Origin of the sequence: Mycobacterium kansasii ATCC 12478 (assembly GCF_000157895.3) — a bacterium.
GTDB classification, from domain to species: domain Bacteria; phylum Actinomycetota; class Actinomycetes; order Mycobacteriales; family Mycobacteriaceae; genus Mycobacterium; species Mycobacterium kansasii.
Genome location: NC_022663.1, coordinates 1199500 through 1219464 on the forward strand (window position 1 = coordinate 1199500; position 19965 = coordinate 1219464).

Below are 19965 nucleotides of genomic sequence, written 5' to 3' on the forward strand. Positions count from 1 at the left end.
GGTCAAACGGGCACCAGGTCGTCGGCATGCACCGCGGGCCGGCGCAGTTCACCGGGCAACTCCGAGGTGGACCGGCCCATCATCGCGGCCAGTTCGGCCGCGTCGTAGGCGACCACGCCGCGGGCCACCGTGGTCGCGTCGGGTCCACGGAGTTCGACGACGTCGCCGGCGAAAAACTTGCCCGACACCGCGGTGATGCCAGCCGGCAGCAACGACCGGCGCTGCCGCACGACGGCCCGCACCGCACCCGCGTCCAGCGTCAGCCAGCCGGCGGACTCGGCGGCATACCGTACCCAGAACCGCCGCGCAGACATGCGCCCGGGCCGCGGCGCGAAAACGGTGCCCACCGACGCGTCGGTGAGCGCCGTCGCCACGTTGGTTGCGGGCGCCAGCAGCACCGGCACCCCCGCATCGGCGGCCAGTAGCGCCGACGAGACCTTGGACGCCATTCCGCCGGTACCCAGGTGGCTGCTGCGCCCGGCGACAACCCCGTCCAGATCGGCGACGCCGGAGACCTCGGGAATGAACCGCGCCCCCTGGTGTTTTCGCGGATCCGCCTCGTAGAGGCCGTCGATGTCGGACAGCAGCACCAGCGCCTCGGCGCCCACCAGGTGAGCGACCAGCGCCGAGAGCCGATCGTTGTCGCCGAAACGGATCTCGTTGGTGGCCACCGTGTCGTTCTCGTTGACGATCGCCACTGCATGCAGTGCCCGCAACCGGTCCAGGGTGCGCTGGGCGTTGGTGTGCTGCACCCGCATGGAAATATCGTGGGCGGTCAACAGCACCTGCCCGACCGTGCGCCCGTACCGGGCGAACGCCGCGCTCCACGAGTTCACCAGCGCCACCTGCCCCACACTGGCCGCAGCCTGCTTGGTCGCCAAATCCCTAGGGCGGCGGGATAATCCGAGCGGCTCGAGGCCCGCGGCGATCGCGCCCGAAGACACGATGACGACGTCGGTGCCCGCCTTCATCCGCGCCTCGATAGCGTCGGCGAGCTCGGCCAGCCGGCCGGCGTCGAACATGCCGGACGGGGTGGTCAGCGCCGTCGTGCCGACCTTGACGACGAGGCTGCGGGCCGTCCGGATGGCTTCCCGGTGCGCACTGGTCATCAGCTCTCACCGCGTTCGCGTCGCTGCTGGCGGGCCGCCTTGCGCTCGGCGGCGCCGACCCGCTCGTTGCGCTCCAGGCGCGCATCGGTGCCCCGGCCCGACATCGTGACGTGACCGCCCGCGGGAGTTTGCGGCTCCCAGTCGAAGGTCATCTCACCGATCGTCACCGCACACCCCGGCTGGGCACCCAGTCGCAACAGCTCGTCCTCGACACCCAGGCGCGCCAGGCGGTCCGCGAGATAGCCGACGGCCTCGTCGTTGTCGAAGTCGGTCTGCCCGATCCAGCGTTCGGGCCGGGCCCCGGTCACCACGAAGCCACCGCGGCCGTCGGGCTGCACGTCGAAACCACTGTCGTCGACGGGCACCGGGCGAATGACCGGCCGTCGCGGCACCACCTGAGGCCGTGCGGCGTGGTATCGCGCAACCATGTGCCACAGCCCGAAGATCAACGGCTGCAGGTTCTCCCGGGTGACCGTGGACACCAGGAACACCGGCCAGCCGCGTTGGGCGATCTCGTCGCGAACGAACTCGGCGAGTTCCCGGGCCTCGGGGACGTCGATCTTGTTGAGCACCACCGCCCGGGGCCGCTCGGTGAGATCGTCGAGCACCGAATCCCCCCTCAGCGTGGGTGTGTAGGCCGCCAGTTCGGCTTCCAGCGCGTCGATGTCGGAGATCGGGTCGCGGCCGGGCTCGTTGGTCGCGCAGTCCACGACATGCACCAGCACCGCGCACCGCTCGATGTGCCGCAGGAAATCCAGGCCAAGCCCGCGGCCCTGGGCCGCGCCCGGGATCAAGCCGGGCACGTCGGCGACGGTGAATGCGTGTTCGCCTGCCGAGACCACCCCGAGGTTGGGCACCAGGGTGGTAAACGGGTAGTCGGCGATCTTGGGTTTGGCCGCCGAAATGACCGACACCAGCGACGACTTTCCGGCCGACGGGAATCCGATGAGCCCGACGTCGGCGACGGTCTTGAGTTCCAGGGTCAGATCCCGCGCTTGTCCGGGTTCGCCGAGCAGCGCGAATCCGGGGGCTTTGCGGGCCCGCGACGCCAGCGCGGCGTTGCCCAACCCGCCGCGGCCACCAGCGGCGGCCGCAAAGCGGGTGCCGGCCCCGACCAGATCGGCCAGCAACCGCCCGGTTTCGTCCAGCACGACGGTGCCGTCGGGCACCTTCACCTCCAGATCGGCACCCGCGGCGCCGTCGCGGTTGCTACCCATCCCCGGTTTGCCCGAGGGCGCGGTGATGTGGGGATGGAAATGGAAGTCCAGCAGGGTGTGCACCTGCGGATCTACTACAAAGACGATGCTGCCGCCGCGACCGCCGTTGCCGCCGTCGGGACCGCCCAGCGGCTTGAACTTCTCCCGATGGACCGAGGCGCAGCCGTTACCACCCGAGCCCGCCCGCACGTGAACGACCACCCGATCCACGAACCGGGGCATCGGTTACCCACCCTCCGAATGTGACGTGAGGGCGAAACAAAGCCCGCGAAACCGCCCTGTCGTTACGCTCGCGAAGCGCTTAGGGCTGCGGCACGATGTTGACGGTCTTGCGCCCACGCTTGATGCCGAACTCGACCGCACCGCCCGCCTTGGCGAACAACGTGTCATCCCCGCCACGGCCGACGTTGATGCCGGGATGGATCTTGGTGCCACGCTGACGAATCAGGATCTCGCCGGCCTTGACGACCTGGCCGCCGAACCGCTTGACACCCAGCCGCTGCGCGGCCGAGTCCCGACCGTTGCGTGAGCTGGAAGCGCCCTTCTTGTGTGCCATTTTGTCGCCTCCGCTATTTGATGCCGGTGACTTTCAGGACCGTCAGCTGCTGACGATGGCCCTGCCGCTTGTGGTAGCCGGTCTTGTTCTTGAACTTGTGGATCCGGATCTTGGGACCCTTGACGTGCTCGAGGACCTCGCCGGTCACCGCAACCTTGGCCAGGGCGTTGGCATCGGAGGTGACGGTGGCACCGTCGACGACCAAGGCGACCGGCAGCGACACCTTCGCGCCGGGGTCGGATTCGAGCTTTTCGACCTTGACCACGTCTCCGACGGCAACCTTGTATTGCTTGCCGCCGGTCTTGACGATTGCGTAGGTCGCCATCGTGGGTGCACCTCTGCTCGTTGTCGTGCTTACATTTGCGGGCACGCGCCACCGGTTGCCTACGCGTGCGGGTCTGGTTCGCGATTCGGCACACAGCGCCACCGCAGGCGCGATTGGACCGGATCGCCGTCGTAGGCTGGCAGCCTGGCGACAACTGACCCAGGTTACGTGACCAGCGGCTACAGGGTCAAACCGGCGCAGCGGTCGTGACGGTCAGTCCACATGGATCGGCGGACCGGCCGGCCTGCCCGCCGCTCGTCGCCGCCGCGGACGTTCCGGCAACGATGCCACCTCGACGGGTCCCGGCGGGCCATCGGGACTGTCGGCGGGCTCGGAATCGGTGTCGTCGTCGTCGGTGTCGGAATCATCGACGTCGAGCTCGTCATCGAGGTCGTCATCACCGAGGTCGTCGTCGTCGAGCTCGTCGTCATCGAGCTCCTCGTCGTCGAGTTCTTCGTCCTCGTCGGTGTCCTCGTCGGCATCTTCGTCGGTGTCCTCTTCATCGGTGTCTTCTTCGTCGGTGTCCTCGAAGTCTTCGATGTCGTCGGGCTCACCGGCGTTGTCTGCGTCTTCTTCGAGATCATCTATGCCGTCGGACACCGCCACCGCAGTTTCTTCGTCGATCGCGGCCGCGAACTCCTCACCGGACTCCTCGGGTTCCCCGTCCCCACGGCCGGGTCCCAGGGACGAGCCCGCTGCCATCGCTTTGAACATCGGATGCTCGCCGGGGGCGTGAGCGGGGACCTTGGCCACGATCCCTTTGTCACTGGGCTCTTCGGCGCGACTCTTCTTCGAGCGCCTGTTGCGCCGGCCTCCGGATTCCGACTTTCGCCCGGTCGCCGGCGCAGCATCCACCGGATCGGCATGCAGCAGGATCCCACGCCCGCTGCACTGGGGACACGACGACGAGAAGGCCTCGATCAGGCCGGTTCCCAAACGTTTGCGGGTGAGCTGGACCAAGCCCAGCGAGGTCACCTCGGACACCTGGTGACGGGTGCGGTCGCGGGCCAGCGCCTCGGTCAGCCGGCGCAGCACCAGGTCGCGGTTCGATTCCAGCACCATGTCGATGAAGTCGATGACCACGATGCCGCCGATGTCACGCAGGCGCAGCTGACGCACGATCTCCTCGGCCGCCTCCAGGTTGTTCTTGGTGACGGTCTGCTCGAGATTGCCCCCCGACCCGGTGAATTTGCCGGTGTTGACGTCGATCACCGTCATGGCCTCGGTCCGGTCGATCACCAATGTCCCGCCCGACGGCAGCCACACCTTGCGGTCCATCGCCTTCGTCAGCTGCTCGTCGATACGATGCACCGCAAAGACGTCGGGGCGCGTCTGACCTTCAGCAAGCTCGGCCGGCTCGTACTTGGTCAATTTCGAAACCAGATCGGGCGCAACGGAATTCACGTAGTCGTTGATCGTGGTCCAGGCCTCGTCGCCGGAAACGATGAGCCCGGCAAAATCCTCGTTGAACAAGTCGCGGATGACCTTGACCAGCACATCCGGTTCTTCGTAGAGCGCCACCGCAGCGCCGGCCGCCTTCTGCTTGACCTCGGCGGCCTTGGCTTCGATCTGTTGCCAGCGCTCCTGCAACCGGGTGACGTCGGCACGAATGTCGCCCTCTTTGACCCCCTCGGACGCGGTGCGGATGATCACTCCCGCGTCGGACGGCACCACCTCGCGCAGGATCTCCTTGAGCCGCTGGCGTTCGGTGTCGGGCAGCTTGCGGCTGATCCCGGTCGACGACGCGCCCGGCACGTAGACCAGATAGCGGCCGGCCAGCGACACCTGCGTCGTCAGCCGTGCTCCCTTGTGGCCCACCGGGTCCTTGCTGACCTGGACGACGACGTAGTCGCCGGGTTTGAGGGCCTGTTCGATCTTGCGGTCGGCCCCACCGAGTCCGGCTGCGTCCCAGTTGACTTCACCCGCGTAGAGCACACCGTTGCGGCCGCGACCGATGTCGACGAAGGCCGCCTCCATCGACGGCAACACGTTCTGCACGATGCCCAGGTAGATGTTGCCCACCAGGGAAGCCGAAGCCGCGGAAGTCACGAAATGCTCGACCACGATGCCGTCTTCGAGCACCGCGATCTGGGTGTAGCGCGTGCCCGGGTGCGGCGGCTCGGTGCGGACCCGGTCACGCACAACCATGACTCGCTCGACGGCCTCTCGTCTGGCCAGGAATTCGGCCTCGGTCAGTACCGGTGGACGGCGCCGCCCGGCGTCGCGGCCGTCCCGGCGGCGTTGCCGTTTGGCTTCCAGCCGGGTCGAGCCGTCGATGCCCTTGATCTCGTTGCTGCCGGACTCTTCGTCCCCGGCGCCGCCGTTGCGGGGCGCGCGTTCGTGCACGACGGTGTTGGGCGGATCGTCGGGCGCTGGGCCCTCGTCGCCGTCCTCTCCGGAACCCGACTTGCGTCGTCTGCGGCGGCGGCGACGACGGCTGGCGCCCTCTGCTGAGCCGTTGTCATCGTCGCCGGCGTCGGTGTCGGTGTCGTCGGAGTCCGCTGCATCGTCACTTTCGGAGTCGTCGGAACGGGCAGAGTCCCCATTCGCTTTCCGGTCGGCTTCGTCGCCGTCATCTTCGCCGGGGCCGTCGGATCCACCCTGTTCACCGCGTCCCCGACCACGGCCACGACGGCCACGCCGACGCCGCCGACCGCTCGGCCGGTCGATCTGCTCATGTTCGTCGTCATCATCGGAATCGTCGGCTGCCTCGTCGTCGGTGCCGTTGTCCTCATCGATCGCCTCGGGAATCGGCTGCGGCGCGACGAACAGCGGCAGGTAATGCGGCCGCTCCACCCACGTCTCGACGACCTGCACCGTTTCCTGCGTTTCCAGCAGCAGCCGGGATTCGGGTTCCGGGGCCTCGTCAGCCTCGTAGTCAGCTTCGTAGTCAGCTTCGTCGTCAGCTTCGTCGTCAGCTTCGCCCGGTGCGACAGCCGCCGCGGCGACACCGAGTTCAGCGTTTTCTTCTGGTTTGGCTTGGTTGGGTTCGTTGGCGGGTTCTTCGATGGGCGTTTCGGCCAGCAGGTCGCGCACCCGGACTGCGTCGACCCGGTCCACGCTGGAATGTGCGCTGCGGATACGACCGTCCAGCGCGTTGAGGGCATCGAGCACCCGCCTGCTGCTGGTCCCCAGCGTTCGTGCCAGCGAATGGACTCTCAGGCGGTCCGGCAGTTCCTCATGCCGTGTCGGCTCTTTTGGGTCTGAAGATGGGGCACCGTCTACCACGTATTCTCCTCAAGCCCCCGGGCGCGTCGTTTCGACGCGGCCACGCGAGGGCTCCGCTATGTGCTCGGGTCACTTCTCCCGGGCTTGTGATGGTCTTGCTCCGAGCCGCTCGGGCGAGCACACTCGGCGCCGTGCTGAATGACGGCTTGACACGCCGCGCCCCATCGGATGGCGATGGTCGCGCTTGTCGAAGTCTTCATTCGGGTGTTCGACGCCGGTCCGGCGACGTTCACCCGCAGTCAGTATCCCATATCACTGGGCTGGATCACCCTCGTCTGAGCGGTACACCGGTGAATCCGGCTCGCAAGCACGTCTCCCGGCGCTAGGCGCCGGGAAACCAGAGCGCGATCTCGCGCTGCGCCGACTCGGCCGAATCTGAGCCGTGCACCAGGTTGAATTGGGTTTCCAAGCCGAAGTCGCCGCGGATGGTGCCGGGCGTGGCCTTGTCCACCGGGTCGGTGCCGCCGGCGAGCTGGCGAAACGCCGCGACCGCTCGCGGCCCTTCCACGACGGCCGCCACCACCGGGCCCGACGTGATGAACTCGAGCAACGACCCGAAGAACGGCTTGCCTTCGTGCTCGGCGTAATGACGGCCGGCCAGCTCGTCGTTGACGTTCCTGAGCTCCAGCGCCGCGACGGTCAGGCCTTTGCGCTCGATGCGGCCGATGATCTCGCCGATCAGTCCGCGTTGCACACCGTCCGGCTTGATCAGCACGAGGGTCCGTTCAGTCACGGTGGCTAAGAGTAGATGGCCAACGCTGAACTCGCACGGCAGGCCCGGCTCAGCCTGGCGGCGACGCTCCCCCTCGCTGCCGCCGCCGGACCTCGGCCCGGAAGTACGCGATCAGCACCCATACCCCGGTGAACAGCACGCCGACGAAGCCGACGCCCGGGTACACGGCGAACCCGGCGAGCAGTACCAGCTGCACGCCGAGGTTCACCCAGATCGCCCACGGTCTGCGCTGCAGCCCGGCGAGCAGGATCAGTGCCGCGGCCAGCCCGATCAGATACCCCAGCGACGCCGGACTCAGCCCGCCGCCCACCGCGCCCACCACCGGTATGGCCAGCAGCACCACGATCGCCTCGAGAAGCAGTGTCGCGGCCATGACCGCACCGAAGCTCTTCCACGGGTCGGCCCGCGGTGTCGGATCACCGGAGTCGGCGGGCCCTTGCGGCTGGCCGGTCATTGCGGGTTACGTCCGAATAGCGTGCGGGCGGCCCCGGCGGTGACGACCGATCCGGTGACGACGATTCCGGAGCCGGGGAACGAGCCCCCTTCGGCTCCTTGTTGGGCGGCCGCCTCGTCGACCAGCGCGGTCGCCGTGTCGATGGCATCGCTCAGGTTCGCGGCGGACAGCACCCGATCGGGTCCGAACCGCTCCCGGGCCGCCGCGGCCAGCGACTCGACATCCAGCGCGCGCGGTGACCCGTTGTGGGTCACCACAACCGAGTCGAACACCGGCTCCACCGCTTGCAGAATGCCGTCGACGTCCTTGTCGGCCAGCACACTGACCACCCCGACCAACGTCCGGAAGTCGAACTCGGCGGCCAGCGTCCGGGCCAGCGCAGCCGCCCCGGCGGGATTGTGGGCGGCGTCGATGAACACGGTCGGTGCGCTGCGCATCCGTTCCAGTCGGCCGGGGCTGGTGGCCGCGGCGAATCCCGCCCGCACCGCCTCGACGTCGAGCTGACGCTGGGCACCCGCGCCGAAGAAGGCCTCGACGGCGGCCAGCGCCACCACCGCGTTGTGCGCCTGGTGTTCACCGTGCAGCGGCAGGTAGATGTCGGAGTACACGCCGCCCAGGCCCTGCAGTTGCAGCACCTGACCGCCGACGGCGACCTGGCGGCCCAGCACGGCGAACTCCGATTCCTCCCGGGCGACCGCGGCGTCGGCGCGGACCGCCTGGCCCAGCAGCACCTCCATGACTTCCGGGCGCTGACGCGCGATCACCGCGACCGTATCGGGCGAGCCTTCGGCGGCTTGATGGATGATGCCCGCCTTCTCGCCTGCGATCCCGGCGATGTCGTCCCCGAGGTAGTCGACATGGTCCTTGCTGATCGGGGTGATCACCGCCACCGGCGCATTGATGACGTTGGTGGCGTCCCATCGTCCACCCATACCCACCTCGACCACGGCGACGTCGACGGGCGCGTCGGCGAACGCGGCGAACGCCATCGCGGTGAGCACCTCGAACTTGCTCATCGCCGGCCCGCCGGCATTCTGCGACTGCTCATCGATCATCTGTACGAACGGCTCGATTTCCCGGTACGTCGCCACGTACTGCGCCGGGCTGATCGGCTTTCCGTCGATCGAGATCCGTTCCACCACCGACTGCAGGTGCGGGCTGGTGGTGCGGCCGGTCCGTTGATGCAACGCGGTCACCAATGCGTCGACCATCCGCGCCACCGACGTCTTGCCGTTGGTCCCGGCGATGTGAATCGAGGGATAGCTGAGTTGCGGTGAACCCAGCAGGTCCAGCAGCGCGCTGATCCTGGTCAGGCTCGGCTCGATGCGGGTCTCCGGCCAGCGCTGGTCCAGCAGGTGCTCGACCTGCAGCAACGAAGCGATCTCGTCCGGTGTGGGCGCCATGCCGGTGGATGGCCGGTCTGTCGACTCGAAACTCATTGCAGCGCAGCCAGCCTGGCGGTGATGCGGTCGGTTTCCTCTTGCGCCAGCCGCTGCCGGTCGCGGATCTTGTCAACAACAGCTTCGGGCGCCTTGGCCAAGAAATCCGCGTTCGCCAATTTGGCGCCGGTTGCTGCCAGCTCCTTTTGCGCCGCGGCCAATTCCTTTTCCAGCCGGCGACGTTCAGCGGCCACGTCGATCGTGCCGGAGGTGTCGAGTTCGACGACGACCCTTGCCCGGCTCAGCCGAACTTCCAATGACACCGACGGGCGGAAATCCGGCCCCGCAGCGGCGAGCCATGCCAGCGATGTCACGGCGGCAACCTGAGTGTTCAGGTCCGACTCGTCGATACCGGCCAGCCGGGCCGGCACCTTTTGCCGGTCGGCGAGGCCCTGATCGCTGCGGAATCGCCGGACCTCGGTCACCAGCTTTTGCATATCGCTGATGCGCTGCGCAGCAACGGGATCCAGAGTGATCCCGGAGGGCCGCGGCCAGTCGGCGACCACCAGGGACTCTTCCCGGGTCAAAGCCTGCCAGAGCGCCTCGGTGATGAACGGGATCACCGGGTGCAGCAACCGAAGCAGCGTGTCCAACGCCGCTGCCAGTACCGCGGTGGTATGCGAGAGCCCTTCGGCCAGTTGGGTTTTTGCCAGTTCGACATACCAGTCGCAGAACTCGTCCCAGGCGAAGTGATACAACGCTTCGCAGGCGCGGCTGAACTCGTAGCTGTCGAAGGCCGAATCCACTTCGGCTCGAACCTCTTCCAGTCGTCCCAGGATCCAGCGGTCGGCGTCGGTCAGCTCGGCCGGCGCCGGCAAGGGCGCTTCGGAAGGCTTGGTGGCGCCGTTGAGCAGTGCGTAGCGCGTCGCGTTGAACAGCTTGGTGGTGAAGTTGCGCGACGCGCGGACGGCGTCTTCGCCGATCGCCAGGTCGCCACCGGGGCTGGCTCCACGGGCCAGCGTGAACCGCAACGCATCGGCACCGAACGTGTCCATCCACTCCAACGGATCGATGACGTTGCCCTTGGACTTACTCATCTTGCGGCCGAACTCGTCACGAATCAGCCCGTGCAGGAACACGTCGGTGAACGGCACCTGGGGGCCGCGGCGGCCGTCGAGCGTGATGACGTCGTCGCCGCCCACGAAGGTGCCGAACATCATCATCCGCGCCACCCAGAAGAACAAGATGTCGTAGCCGGTGACCAGAACGCTTGTCGGATAGAACTTTTCCAGCTCCGGCGTCTTTTCGGGCCAGCCCAGCGTGGAGAACGGCCACAGCGCGGAGGAGAACCAGGTGTCCAGCACGTCGGGGTCCTGGTCCCAGCCCTCCGGGGGCGTTTCATCCGGTCCGACACATACCTTTTCGCCGTCGGGTCCGTACCAGATCGGGATGCGATGACCCCACCACAGCTGTCGCGAGATGCACCAGTCGTGCATGTCGTCGACCCAGGTGAACCAGCGCGGTTCCAGGCTGGCGGGGTGAATCACGGTGTCGCCGTTGCGCACCGCGTCGCCAGCGGCCTTGGCCAACGACTCCACCCGAACCCACCACTGCAACGACAGCCGCGGTTCGATCGGCTCCCCGCTGCGCTCGGAATGTCCCACGCTGTGCAGGTAGGGGCGTTTCTCCTCGACGACGCGGCCTTGGGCGGCCAGCGCCTCGCGCACCGCGACCCGTGCTTCGAATCGGTCCATGCCATCGAATGGTGTTCCGGTGCCGGCGATCCGGCCCTTGGTGTCCATGATCGAGGGCATCGGCAGGCTGTGCCGCATCCCGATCTCGAAGTCATTCGGGTCGTGAGCGGGCGTGACTTTGACTGCGCCGGTGCCGAATTCGGGGTCCACATGCTCGTCGGCAACGATGATCAGCTGCCGGTCGACAAACGGGTGCGGCAGGCTCGTGCCGACCAGGTCGCGATAGCGATCGTCGTCGGGGTGGACCGCGATGGCGGTATCGCCGAGCATCGTCTCCACGCGGGTGGTGGCGACAACGATGTGCGGTTGCGAGTCGTCCAGCGAGCCGTACCGGAACGACACCAGCTCGCCTTCGACGTCGAGGTAGTTGACCTCCAGATCCGAGATCGCCGTCTGAAGCACCGGTGACCAGTTGACCAGCCGCTCGGCCTGATAGATCAGCCCGGCGTCGTAGAGCCTCTTGAAGATCGTCCGCACCGCCCGCGACAGCCCCTCGTCCATGGTGAACCGGTCGCGGCTCCAGTCCACCCCGTCGCCGAGGCGGCGCATCTGACCACCTATCGCCCCGCCCGACTCCCGCTTCCAGTCCCAGACCTTGTCGACGAACAGCTCACGGCCGAAGTCCTCTTTGGTCTTGCCGTCGACCGCCAGCTGCTTTTCCACCACGCTCTGGGTGGCGATACCGGCATGGTCGGTGCCCGGCTGCCACAGCACCTCGTAGCCCTGCATCCGTTTTCGGCGGGTCAGGGCGTCCATCATGGTGTGTTCCAGTGCGTGGCCCATATGCAGGCTGCCGGTCACGTTCGGCGGCGGCAGCACAATCGAGTAGGCGGGCTTGCTGCTGGTGGGGTCCGCGGTGAAGTAACCGGCATCCAGCCACTTCTGGTAGATGGCGCCCTCCATCGCACCCGGGTCCCACGACTTGGGCAGCTGGTCGGCGTCGGAGCGGGCGCGCGCGGTCACCGGTCAATTCTAGGAACCGCCGCGTAGCGGCGTGTAGGCGCCTAAAACCGCAGGTGAACGACTATCAAGGAGTCGATCAGGGAATCGTGAGCACCTGGCCGGGATGGATCAGGTCGGGATTGGGAATTGCGTTGGCGTCGACCAGCACCTGGTATTTGTTCCCGTCACCGTAGAACCGTTCGGCGATGCCCCACAAGGTGTCGCCGGAGACCACGGTGTACGAATTGGGAGCGGGCTCAGCCGGCTCGTCGGCGACCGCCTCTGCGATGGGCTCCGGCGCCGCCTCCCCGACGGGCTGGGCCGCCTGCGCCGCGCCGGTCATCTCCGGGGCGCCAACAGATTTCTGCAGGTCGGCCGGCGGCGTGTCGGTCTGCGTCGCGGTGGCCCAGGCGGGGCCGTCGGCCGCGTAGAGCACCAGGTTACGGTCATCCTGGAGCACCAGCCTGACGCTCTTGCTGCCCACGGTGTCGCTGTGCCAGACCGGTCGCTCCGGCGTGTAGAGGACGAAGTTGCCATCGGTCTGCAGCTCGGCGCGCACCACGTCCTGGCCGTCGGTCGCCGTGGCCCATACCGGCGTGCCGTCAGCGGCGAGCACCAGGTTGCCGTCTTCTTGCAGGGTCAAGGTGTAGGCCCCGTTATTGGAGACCAAGGATTCTCCTCGCTGCAGCCGCTGTCCCTCGCCGAGCGTGTCTGACATGCTTTGCCTTTCGTTATCCGGTCCGGCCGACTGATTGCGCCGGGTTACTTTTTGCCGCCGAGCAGCCCGCCGATGATGTCCCCCAGCGCGCGGCCTCTGCCACCCAGCAGGTTGCCGATGGACGCTTCATCATTTCCGCCCCCGAGGATCCCGCTGAGCAGCTGAGCCAGGCCGCCACCGGAGCCTGTTTCCTCGTGTTCCTCGTGCTCGACCGCGGTACCCTGCAGTGCGCCGCCCGGCCGGAGCTGATTTCCCAGGTATGCCAGCACGATCGGGAGCACCAGCGGCAACAACCGCTGCAGAAGTTCTCTCCTTCCGGCCCCACCACTGGCCAGTGCCGATGCCACGCAGTCGCTGTCATTGCCGGCGAATAGCGTGGCGACGGCCTCTTCGGCCTCTTCTTCGCCGCGCCGGTCAACCTGGTCGAGCGCCCCGCCCGCGTCGAGCAGGCCACGCGCGGCGTGGCTGCTGGCGGCTGACTCGATCCGGCCGGCGTGTTCGGGATCCTGCGAATGCCGGTGCAATCCGGTAAGCAGCACCGGTACCAGCGTGCGGACCGCCGCGTCCACCTCGGTTTCGTCGGCGCCGAGCTTGCGCGCGATGTCAGATGTAGGAATCTGGGTGTAGAGATCATCAAGGCCGGGCATCGGTGCGGGTTGCCTTCGGAGTCGCATATCAAGCCACCACTCTTCTGACCCTAGACGTACTCCGTCACCGGCTCAGACCAGCCGCTCGGTGTGCAACGACACACCGGCGGCCGGGAAGCGAGCCAGCAGCGCGTCACCCATCGCGGCGGCCGGGGTCAGCACCCCGTGCAGATCCGAGAGCTTGTCGCGATCGAATGCCAGCGCCAGACCACACTCCCCCAGCAACACCGACGTCGCCTTGTAACCGGGATCGCCGTCCTGCTTCATGCGCGCCACGTATCGGGCGCCCGAGGTTGTGGTGGTGTAGGTCTCGATCCGGTAGTAGCCACGCTCGCGGGCCGCCGCGCTCGGGCCGGAGCCCGGCTTGGGCACCAACCGCTGCACCAACCCTTGCGGTAGCAGCCGGAAATATCGGCTGCCCAATCCGGTCGTCACGTTGCCAACGCCGCTGACCATCGCCGACGCGAGCGGCGCCAGCGGCGACGATCCCAGGCTCATGTGCTCGCTGTACCGGAACCGCCTGCCGTAGGCCCAATCCAACAGCGCGTTGCTGCGGCGCACGATCCTGGTATTGGTCGGCGCCATCAGGAACCCGGCCGTCCACAGTCCGCTCAATTCCGGGGCGAGTTGACTGCCGCGCCGCCATGGCAGATCGGGCTGCGGGCCGAGTTCGGGCTCGGCGGCGCGGTCGGTGCTCAGCGTGTACGGGTCGGCGAATTGCCGACGCAGGTCCGGGTCGGCGGAGACGGCACGCAGAATCTCCAGCATCGACGCGATAGTGCCGCCGGATAGCCCGCCGGCGAGGGACCGGACCACAAAATGCGTGTCGCCCAGTTCCCCGGCGCCGTCGTCGTGCGCGGCGTGGTACAGGGCGTACACGCTGAGGTCTGACGGGATCGAGTCGAAGCCGCAGGCATGCACGATCCGGGCACCGGTGTCGGCAGCCTGCTTGTGGTGCCGATCGATGCTGTCGCGGACAAACGGTGGCTCGCCGGTCAGATCGGCGTAATCGGTGCCGGCGGCGGCGCACGCGGCCACCAACGGCAGCCCGTAGCGCATATAGGGCCCGACCGTGGTGACGACGACTCGGGTGCGGGATGCCATCTCCTCGAGGGTCGCGGGCGACCCGGCGTCGGCGGCGACGACCGACCAGGACTGCGCGGGTTCTCCCAACGTGTCGCGAACGGCGAGCAATCGCTCGGTCGACCTGCCGGCCAGCGCGATTCGCGCGTCTCCGCTGGCTCGAGCCAGGTATTCGGCGGTCAGCTTGCCGACGAAACCCGTGGCCCCGTAGAGGATGATGTCGAATTCACGCGGCGCTGCGGTCACGGGCCAGACGCTACCCGCGGTGCGCGGCCCAGCGCGCATGCGACCCCGAATACGACGGGTGCCGGGCCCGAAGGCCCGGCACCCGGTGTTCGGCTATATCGCCTGGCGGTGTGGTCAGCCGCGACGACCACAGACCGGCCAGGCGCCGATCCCCTGCGAATGCAGTACGTTCTCGGCCACGCGGATCTGCTCCTCACGGCTGGCGCTGGCCGCCGAGCCTGAACCGCCGTTGGCATGCCAGGTGCTGGAAGTGAACTGCAGCCCGCCGGAGTATCCGTTACCGGTATTGATGGCCCAGTTGCCACCCGACTCGCATTGCGCGATGGCGTCCCAGTTCACGCTGTACGCCCGCGGAGCCGGCGGCGGAGGTGGAACGTCGGGGGCCGGCGGCGGCGCCATGTTCGGGTCGAAGTCCACCGGTTCCGGGGCCGGCGGCGCGGCGTCCGGGGCCGGCCCATCCGGCAGGTCGACCGGCGCGATCACCGCGTCGGGAGCCGCAGGCGGCGGGACGTTCGGGTCGAACCCGACGAGCTCTGGAGCCGGTGCGTCGTCCGGGGCGCCGGAAGCAAAGGCGTCCGGGGCCGGAGGCACGTTCGGGTCGAAGTCCACCGCATCGGGGCCGGGCGCCGCGTTCGGGTCAAGGCCCTCGTCCGCAGCGGCGGTACCGGACGGCACAGTCACGAGCGTCCCTGTGATCGCGGCGACGATGAGCGTCTTACGGACGTTCTTCAACATTGTTCCTTTCGCGGTGCGCGCGCGCCAAAGCGAGCCAGCCCACGGCGGTGGGTTGGATGCGATGTCCAGGTGGAATTGCTGCTTTGGGACGTGCCGTCTCGTTTCGGCACGACAGCGGAGGGCCCGAGTTGCCCGTCGGGGGTTTCTATGCCCGACTGCTGCGACGGCTGTGCTGGATCGGTGCCGCCCTCAGCTCCGCTCACACGCGGGATCCGTGGATTCAATTGTGGTCAACTACTGATGCCCGGTTTCGGGCTAAACGCACCGTACGATAACGATTTGAATTCGTCATCCCGACCGAAGTGATATTTCGGTTCTATAACGAGCGGATCACGACGCGGTCGCACAATGGTCTACGCAGGTCAAGCGCCTGTTCATAGCTGCGGTCGGAGCTTCGTGCCTCCGGTGCCACGGTGAGCCGAATCACGTGTATTTTGTGAGCTGCGCCACGTATTTGCCGCTCTTGGTCGCCGGACTATTCAACGGATCCGTCGGCAGGTGAACGTGACCCAGCTCATAGCGCACCGCTCCCCGCCATCGCCGGTAGACCTCGCCGCCACGCAGGTCCCGGCGAAATCACAATCCCGGAGGACGTCGCGGGGTCGAGAACGCAACTCACAATCAGCGAAAGTGACTTCCCAATAAGGTTTTTCGTGTACGACGACCTCATCGCCGAGGTCCGGTGCGGTAAGCCGCGCACCACGGCATACCGGCGCCGGCCCAGCCGCTGATTGCACGCGACCGGATGCCTGCCGTTGGCTGCGCTGTTGTTGATTTTCTTGCATGGACACACTTACCGACGATGGCAGCGGAACGACTTACTAAGTAGCTGACAGCCGAAATGCACTGTGTTACAACAACATATGGAGGTGCAGCACAAGGGTGCACGGTTGTCCGTGGCTGAAAATGACCCTAATAAAGAACGAAATTCTACGTATACTAATAACATTTAAATGAGAAAACAGTCAGAAATAAAATACTACGCCCTCCACAGAAATTCGATTGCGATCGATGGGGAGAACAGACCGACGCAAACCGGGCGCGAATTTTGCAGCCCGTCGCACGGGCACGACAAAGAGCTAACGGTCAGTGCCGAGGCTGTGCGGGTACCCGCAAGTCGGTCGCGGTATTGACATTCGACAGCGCCCCGGAATCCGGCATGACGATCCGTTGAGCGTCGCAAGCATCGACGAAGGCGCTCATCCTGCGCTCACCGGCGGCAACCAATGCATCAACCCGATCGGCCAACTCGGTCCGGTATACCGCAGCCAAGTAGTGGCTGCGACCGTCCCACGGCAGCACCACTTCGGCGTTGGTCTGCACCGCACGGCGCACCAGATCATCGATCAATTCGACTGTCAGCAAAGGCATGTCGACGGCGCACACGAACGCAAGCCGCGCGCCGGCCGCTGCGGCCGCACGCAAGCCGCGCCCAGTCGCCGGCAACGGACCGAGCCCTCGCACTTCGTCGCGCAGCACATCAGCCGGCAACGGGGGCAATGGCTGCCCAGGAGCCGCCATCACGAATAACGGGTCGCAGCGCTGTCCGACAACAGCGACCACGTGCTCGACCAGCGTTGTGGCCCCTCCCGGCAGCGGCAGCGTCGCTTTGTCACGACCCATCCGCCGCGACTCTCCGCCGGCCAAGACGACCCCGGCGAGTGACCCTGCGCCCGGCACCGGTTCGCCCACGTCAGCCGACAGTCCAGGTGTCACGCCCGCGGAGCAGCGCTTGCAGCGCGGTGGCGTCGGACGGAACCGCACTCTGGGCGGTGCTGACCTGTGAACGTGCCGCGTCGTCGTAGGTGGGCCTGCTGATGTGGCGGAAGATTCCGAGCACGGTGTGCTCGAGGTTTTGATCGGACAGCCGAGACAACGCGAACGCATACGCCGCGTCGTCGGCGTGCGCGTCGTGCACCACGATGTCCTCGACAGCCACGTCGGCGGTCTTGGCCACGTCGAGGCTGAAGCCAGACCTCACGACGCAGTATTCACCGTTGGTGCCGAACACGATGGGTTCACCATGGCGGACGTTGATCACCCGCTCTTCCGCCCCCTCCTTGCGCAGCGCGTCGAAGGAGCCGTCGTTGAATATCGGGCAGTCCTGCAGGATTTCGACCAGCGCGGCACCGCGGTGCTGGGCGGCAGCGCGCAGCACCTCGGAAAGCCCGGCGCGGTCGGAATCCAGCGCGCGGCCGACGAACGTCGCCTCGGCACCCAAGGCCAGCGAGACGGGGTTGAATGGAGTATCGAGCGAACCCATCGGGGTCGACTTGGTGATCTTGCCGACCTCCGATGTGGGTGAGTATTGACCCTTGGTCAGCCCGTAGATCCGGTTGTTGAACAGCAGAACCGTGATGTTGACGTTTCGGCGCATTGCGTGAATCAGATGGTTGCCACCGATCGACAACGCATCGCCGTCGCCGGTGACCACCCATACCGACAGGTCCTCGCGGGCCAGCGCCAGCCCGGTCGCGATTGCCGGAGCGCGGCCGTGGATCGAGTGGAACCCGTAGGTCTCGAGGTAGTACGGGAAGCGGCTGGAGCATCCGATGCCGCTGATGAACACGATGTTCTCGCGGCGTAATCCGAGTTCGGGCAGAAAGTTGCGAATGGTGTTGAGGATGACGTAGTCCCCGCACCCGGGGCACCAGCGGACCTCCTGGTCACTGGTGTAATCCTTGGCCTTCTGCGGTTGGTCCGTCGTGGGCACCCGCGAGTTCTTGGTCAAACTCGGGGTTAGCCCGAGGTCTGTGCCCGCCAGGTCGCCGGTCACGCTAGTCATGAGCGCCGCTCCTCCTCATTGCCTGGTCCCGCGCTGGCGGGCGGCGCCCCACCGGGGCGCGGCGCCGGTCATTCGACAGCTCCCGCTCCAATGGGGGCCGCCCCCAATTTGGCGACCATCGTCTTGTCTTGCTCAATCTCGGCCAGCGTCCCGCCCAGTGCCGCGCGGATAACTCGGCCGATTTCGTCGGCCAAGAACGACAACCCTTGCACTTTGGTGACCGATTGAATGTCGACCAGATACTTTCCGCGCAGCACCAGCGCCAACTGGCCCAGGTTCATTTCGGGTGCAACTACCTGCGGATAACGTCGCAGCACGTCACCCAAGTTCGCCGGCAATGGGCTGAGGTACCGCAAGTGGGCATGCGCGACCTTGATCCCCTTGCGCCGCGCCCGCCGGCACGCCTCACCGATCGGCCCGTAAGAACTGCCCCAGCCGATCAATAACAGCTCCGCGTCCCCCGTCGGGTCGTCGACCTCGAGGTCGGGAACTCGGATTCCGTCAATCTTGGCTTGGCGAATCCGAACCATGAGGTCGTGATTCATCGGCTCGTAGGAGATGGCACCGGAGCCATTGGCAGCTTCCAGCCCGCCGATGCGGTGCTCCAGACCTGGGGTGCCGGGTATGGCGAACTGACGGGCCAGCGTCTCGGGGTCGCGATTGTACGGCTGGAAGGGCTCGTCCGGTTTGGCAAACTTGTGCACGATGGGCTCGAAGGTGGTGATGTCGGGAATTCGCCAAGGTTCCGAGCCGTTGGCAATGGCCCCATCGGACAGGACGATCACCGGCGTCTGGTAGGCGAGAGCGATCCGCACCGCCTCGACGGCGACCTCAAAGCAATCGGCCGGCGACCGCGGCGCAAGCACCGCAACCGGCGACTCACCGTTGCGGCCATACAACGCCTGCAGCAGGTCAGCCTGCTCGGTCTTGGTGGGCAGGCCGGTCGACGGTCCACCTCGCTGCACATCGATGACGATCAATGGCAGTTCGGTCATCACGCCCAGGCCTAACGCCTCGGACTTCAGCGAAATACCCGGCCCTGACGTGCTGGTGACACCGATCGCACCGCCGTAGGCCGCGCCCAGGGCCGCACAGATACCCCCGATCTCATCTTCGGCCTGGAAGGTGATGACATTGAAGTTCTTGTGCTTGGACAGCTCGTGCAGGATGTCGGACGCCGGGGTAATCGGATAGCTGCCCAGCACCACCGGAGCATTGGCGAGCTGACCCGCTGCAACGATCCCGTACGCCAACGCAGTGTTTCCCGAGATTTGCCGGTATTCACCGGGCGGCAAGGCCGCCGCCGGAACTTCGTACGTCGTGCCGAATGCCTCGGTGGTCTCGCCGTAATTCCACCCCGCCTTGAGGGCCAGCACGTTGATCTCCGCGATGTCGGGTTTGCGCGCAAACTTCTCTCTGATGAAGTTTTCACTGGTCCGGATCGGCCGGCCGTACATCCACGACAACAACCCCAAAGCGAACATGTTCTTGGCGCGCTGGCCGTCTTTCTTCGACGCGCCAACGGTTTCCACTGCCGCCAGGGTCAACGTGGTCATCGGCACTGAATGCACGACGTACTCGTCCAATTCGTCGGACTCCAGCGGATTGGTCACATAGCCGACCTTCATCAAGTTGCGCTTGGTGAACTCGTCCGAATTGGCAATCACCATGCCCCCGCGGGGCAGGTCACCGATATTGGCCTTCAGCGCTGCCGGGTTCATCGCGACCAGCACGTCCGGCCGGTCACCGGCCGTCAGGATGTCGTAGTCGGCAATCTGAATCTGAAAGGACGAAACCCCGGGCAGGGTGCCCGCCGGGGCCCGGATCTCGGCGGGATAGTTCGGCTGGGTGGCCAGGTCGTTGCCGAATAGGGCCGCTTCTGAAGTGAACCTGTCGCCGGTCAGCTGCATCCCGTCGCCGGAGTCGCCGGCGAAACGGATGACGACATGTTCCAGGCGCCGCCGCTCGTGCCGGGCATGCGACGCCACGGCATGAGACTCTGACTCGGCTCCGCTGCCATTCGGATCCACGTCTCCGCCTTCCGTCCGTAATCA

The 19965-nt window shown here is 66.7% G+C and carries 16 protein-coding genes; all 16 read right to left on the minus strand.

From position 1 onward, the window contains the following. Window positions 1-2: 2 nt before the first annotated feature. The 16 genes from proB to MKAN_RS05185 all read right to left on the minus strand — a co-directional run bounded on the left by proB (window position 3) and on the right by MKAN_RS05185 (window position 19941). Window positions 3-1109, minus strand: coding sequence for a glutamate 5-kinase (gene proB / locus MKAN_RS05110; RefSeq protein WP_023365850.1), 1107 nt, complete (start codon window positions 1107-1109; stop codon window positions 3-5). Further along, a complete protein-coding gene (gene obgE / locus MKAN_RS05115; RefSeq protein WP_023365852.1) occupies window positions 1109-2548 on the minus strand; it encodes a GTPase ObgE in 1440 nt (479 codons plus the stop codon). The genes proB and obgE overlap by 1 nt, the downstream gene beginning before the upstream one ends. A 79-nt stretch (window positions 2549-2627) precedes the next feature. Further along, on the minus strand, window positions 2628-2882 hold the full coding sequence (gene rpmA / locus MKAN_RS05120) for a 50S ribosomal protein L27 (protein ID WP_023365853.1): 255 nt from the start codon (window positions 2880-2882) through the stop codon (window positions 2628-2630). Between the two features lie 13 nt (window positions 2883-2895). Then, window positions 2896-3207, minus strand: coding sequence for a 50S ribosomal protein L21 (gene rplU / locus MKAN_RS05125; RefSeq protein ID WP_023365855.1), 312 nt, complete (start codon window positions 3205-3207; stop codon window positions 2896-2898). A gap of 213 nt (window positions 3208-3420) precedes the next feature. Next, window positions 3421-6435 (minus strand): ribonuclease E, encoded by a 3015-nt coding sequence (rne, locus tag MKAN_RS05130; protein ID WP_036392588.1) that lies wholly within the window; start codon window positions 6433-6435, stop codon window positions 3421-3423. Between the two features lie 322 nt (window positions 6436-6757). Beyond that, complete coding sequence (ndk, locus tag MKAN_RS05135) at window positions 6758-7168, minus strand: nucleoside-diphosphate kinase (RefSeq protein WP_023365861.1); 411 nt, start codon at window positions 7166-7168, stop codon at window positions 6758-6760. 49 nt (window positions 7169-7217) lie between these two features. Next, window positions 7218-7622: a DUF4233 domain-containing protein gene (locus tag MKAN_RS05140; RefSeq protein WP_023365863.1), complete on the minus strand. Its 405-nt coding sequence runs from the start codon at window positions 7620-7622 to the stop codon at window positions 7218-7220. Next, a complete protein-coding gene (gene folC, locus MKAN_RS05145) occupies window positions 7619-9061 on the minus strand; it encodes a bifunctional tetrahydrofolate synthase/dihydrofolate synthase (protein ID WP_023365865.1) in 1443 nt (480 codons plus the stop codon). Before folC ends, MKAN_RS05140 begins: the two co-directional genes overlap by 4 nt. Beyond that, a complete protein-coding gene (locus MKAN_RS05150) occupies window positions 9058-11658 on the minus strand; it encodes a valine--tRNA ligase (RefSeq protein ID WP_230589262.1) in 2601 nt (866 codons plus the stop codon). Before MKAN_RS05150 ends, folC begins: the two co-directional genes overlap by 4 nt. 136 nt (window positions 11659-11794) lie before the next feature. After that, window positions 11795-12415 carry a LysM peptidoglycan-binding domain-containing protein gene (locus tag MKAN_RS05155; RefSeq protein WP_023365869.1) on the minus strand — a complete coding sequence of 207 codons (621 nt, stop codon included), beginning with the start codon at window positions 12413-12415 and terminating at the stop codon, window positions 11795-11797. Between the two features lie 44 nt (window positions 12416-12459). Further along, window positions 12460-13062, minus strand: a complete 603-nt coding sequence (locus tag MKAN_RS05160) for a DUF937 domain-containing protein (RefSeq protein ID WP_023365871.1) — start codon at window positions 13060-13062, stop codon at window positions 12460-12462. A 72-nt stretch (window positions 13063-13134) separates the two neighbouring features. Beyond that, window positions 13135-14391: a saccharopine dehydrogenase family protein gene (locus tag MKAN_RS05165; protein ID WP_036392958.1), complete on the minus strand. Its 1257-nt coding sequence runs from the start codon at window positions 14389-14391 to the stop codon at window positions 13135-13137. A 114-nt stretch (window positions 14392-14505) separates the two neighbouring features. After that, window positions 14506-15123 carry a transglycosylase family protein gene (locus tag MKAN_RS05170; protein ID WP_036392956.1) on the minus strand — a complete coding sequence of 206 codons (618 nt, stop codon included), beginning with the start codon at window positions 15121-15123 and terminating at the stop codon, window positions 14506-14508. 1089 nt (window positions 15124-16212) lie between these two features. Continuing rightward, a complete protein-coding gene (gene mobA / locus MKAN_RS05175) occupies window positions 16213-16818 on the minus strand; it encodes a molybdenum cofactor guanylyltransferase (protein WP_023365877.1) in 606 nt (201 codons plus the stop codon). A gap of 1 nt (window position 16819) precedes the next feature. Then, window positions 16820-17911, minus strand: a complete 1092-nt coding sequence (locus MKAN_RS05180; RefSeq protein WP_023365879.1) for a 2-oxoacid:ferredoxin oxidoreductase subunit beta — start codon at window positions 17909-17911, stop codon at window positions 16820-16822. 68 nt (window positions 17912-17979) lie between these two features. Continuing rightward, window positions 17980-19941, minus strand: a complete 1962-nt coding sequence (locus tag MKAN_RS05185) for a 2-oxoacid:acceptor oxidoreductase subunit alpha (protein ID WP_023365881.1) — start codon at window positions 19939-19941, stop codon at window positions 17980-17982. Window positions 19942-19965: the final 24 nt, after the last annotated feature.

Coding starts and splice junctions, on each gene's coding strand:
- proB (WP_023365850.1), bottom strand. CDS start 1,109: ATGACCAGTGCGCACCGGGAAGCCATCCGGACGGCCCGCAGCCTCGTC.
- obgE (WP_023365852.1), bottom strand. CDS start 2,548: ATGCCCCGGTTCGTGGATCGGGTGGTCGTTCACGTGCGGGCGGGCTCG.
- rpmA (WP_023365853.1), bottom strand. CDS start 2,882: ATGGCACACAAGAAGGGCGCTTCCAGCTCACGCAACGGTCGGGACTCG.
- rplU (WP_023365855.1), bottom strand. CDS start 3,207: ATGGCGACCTACGCAATCGTCAAGACCGGCGGCAAGCAATACAAGGTT.
- MKAN_RS05140 (WP_023365863.1), bottom strand. CDS start 7,622: ATGACCGGCCAGCCGCAAGGGCCCGCCGACTCCGGTGATCCGACACCG.
- folC (WP_023365865.1), bottom strand. CDS start 9,061: ATGAGTTTCGAGTCGACAGACCGGCCATCCACCGGCATGGCGCCCACA.
- MKAN_RS05150 (WP_230589262.1), bottom strand. CDS start 11,658: ATGGAGGGCGCCATCTACCAGAAGTGGCTGGATGCCGGTTACTTCACC.
- MKAN_RS05155 (WP_023365869.1), bottom strand. CDS start 12,415: ATGTCAGACACGCTCGGCGAGGGACAGCGGCTGCAGCGAGGAGAATCC.
- MKAN_RS05160 (WP_023365871.1), bottom strand. CDS start 13,062: ATGCCCGGCCTTGATGATCTCTACACCCAGATTCCTACATCTGACATC.
- MKAN_RS05180 (WP_023365879.1), bottom strand. CDS start 17,911: ATGACTAGCGTGACCGGCGACCTGGCGGGCACAGACCTCGGGCTAACC.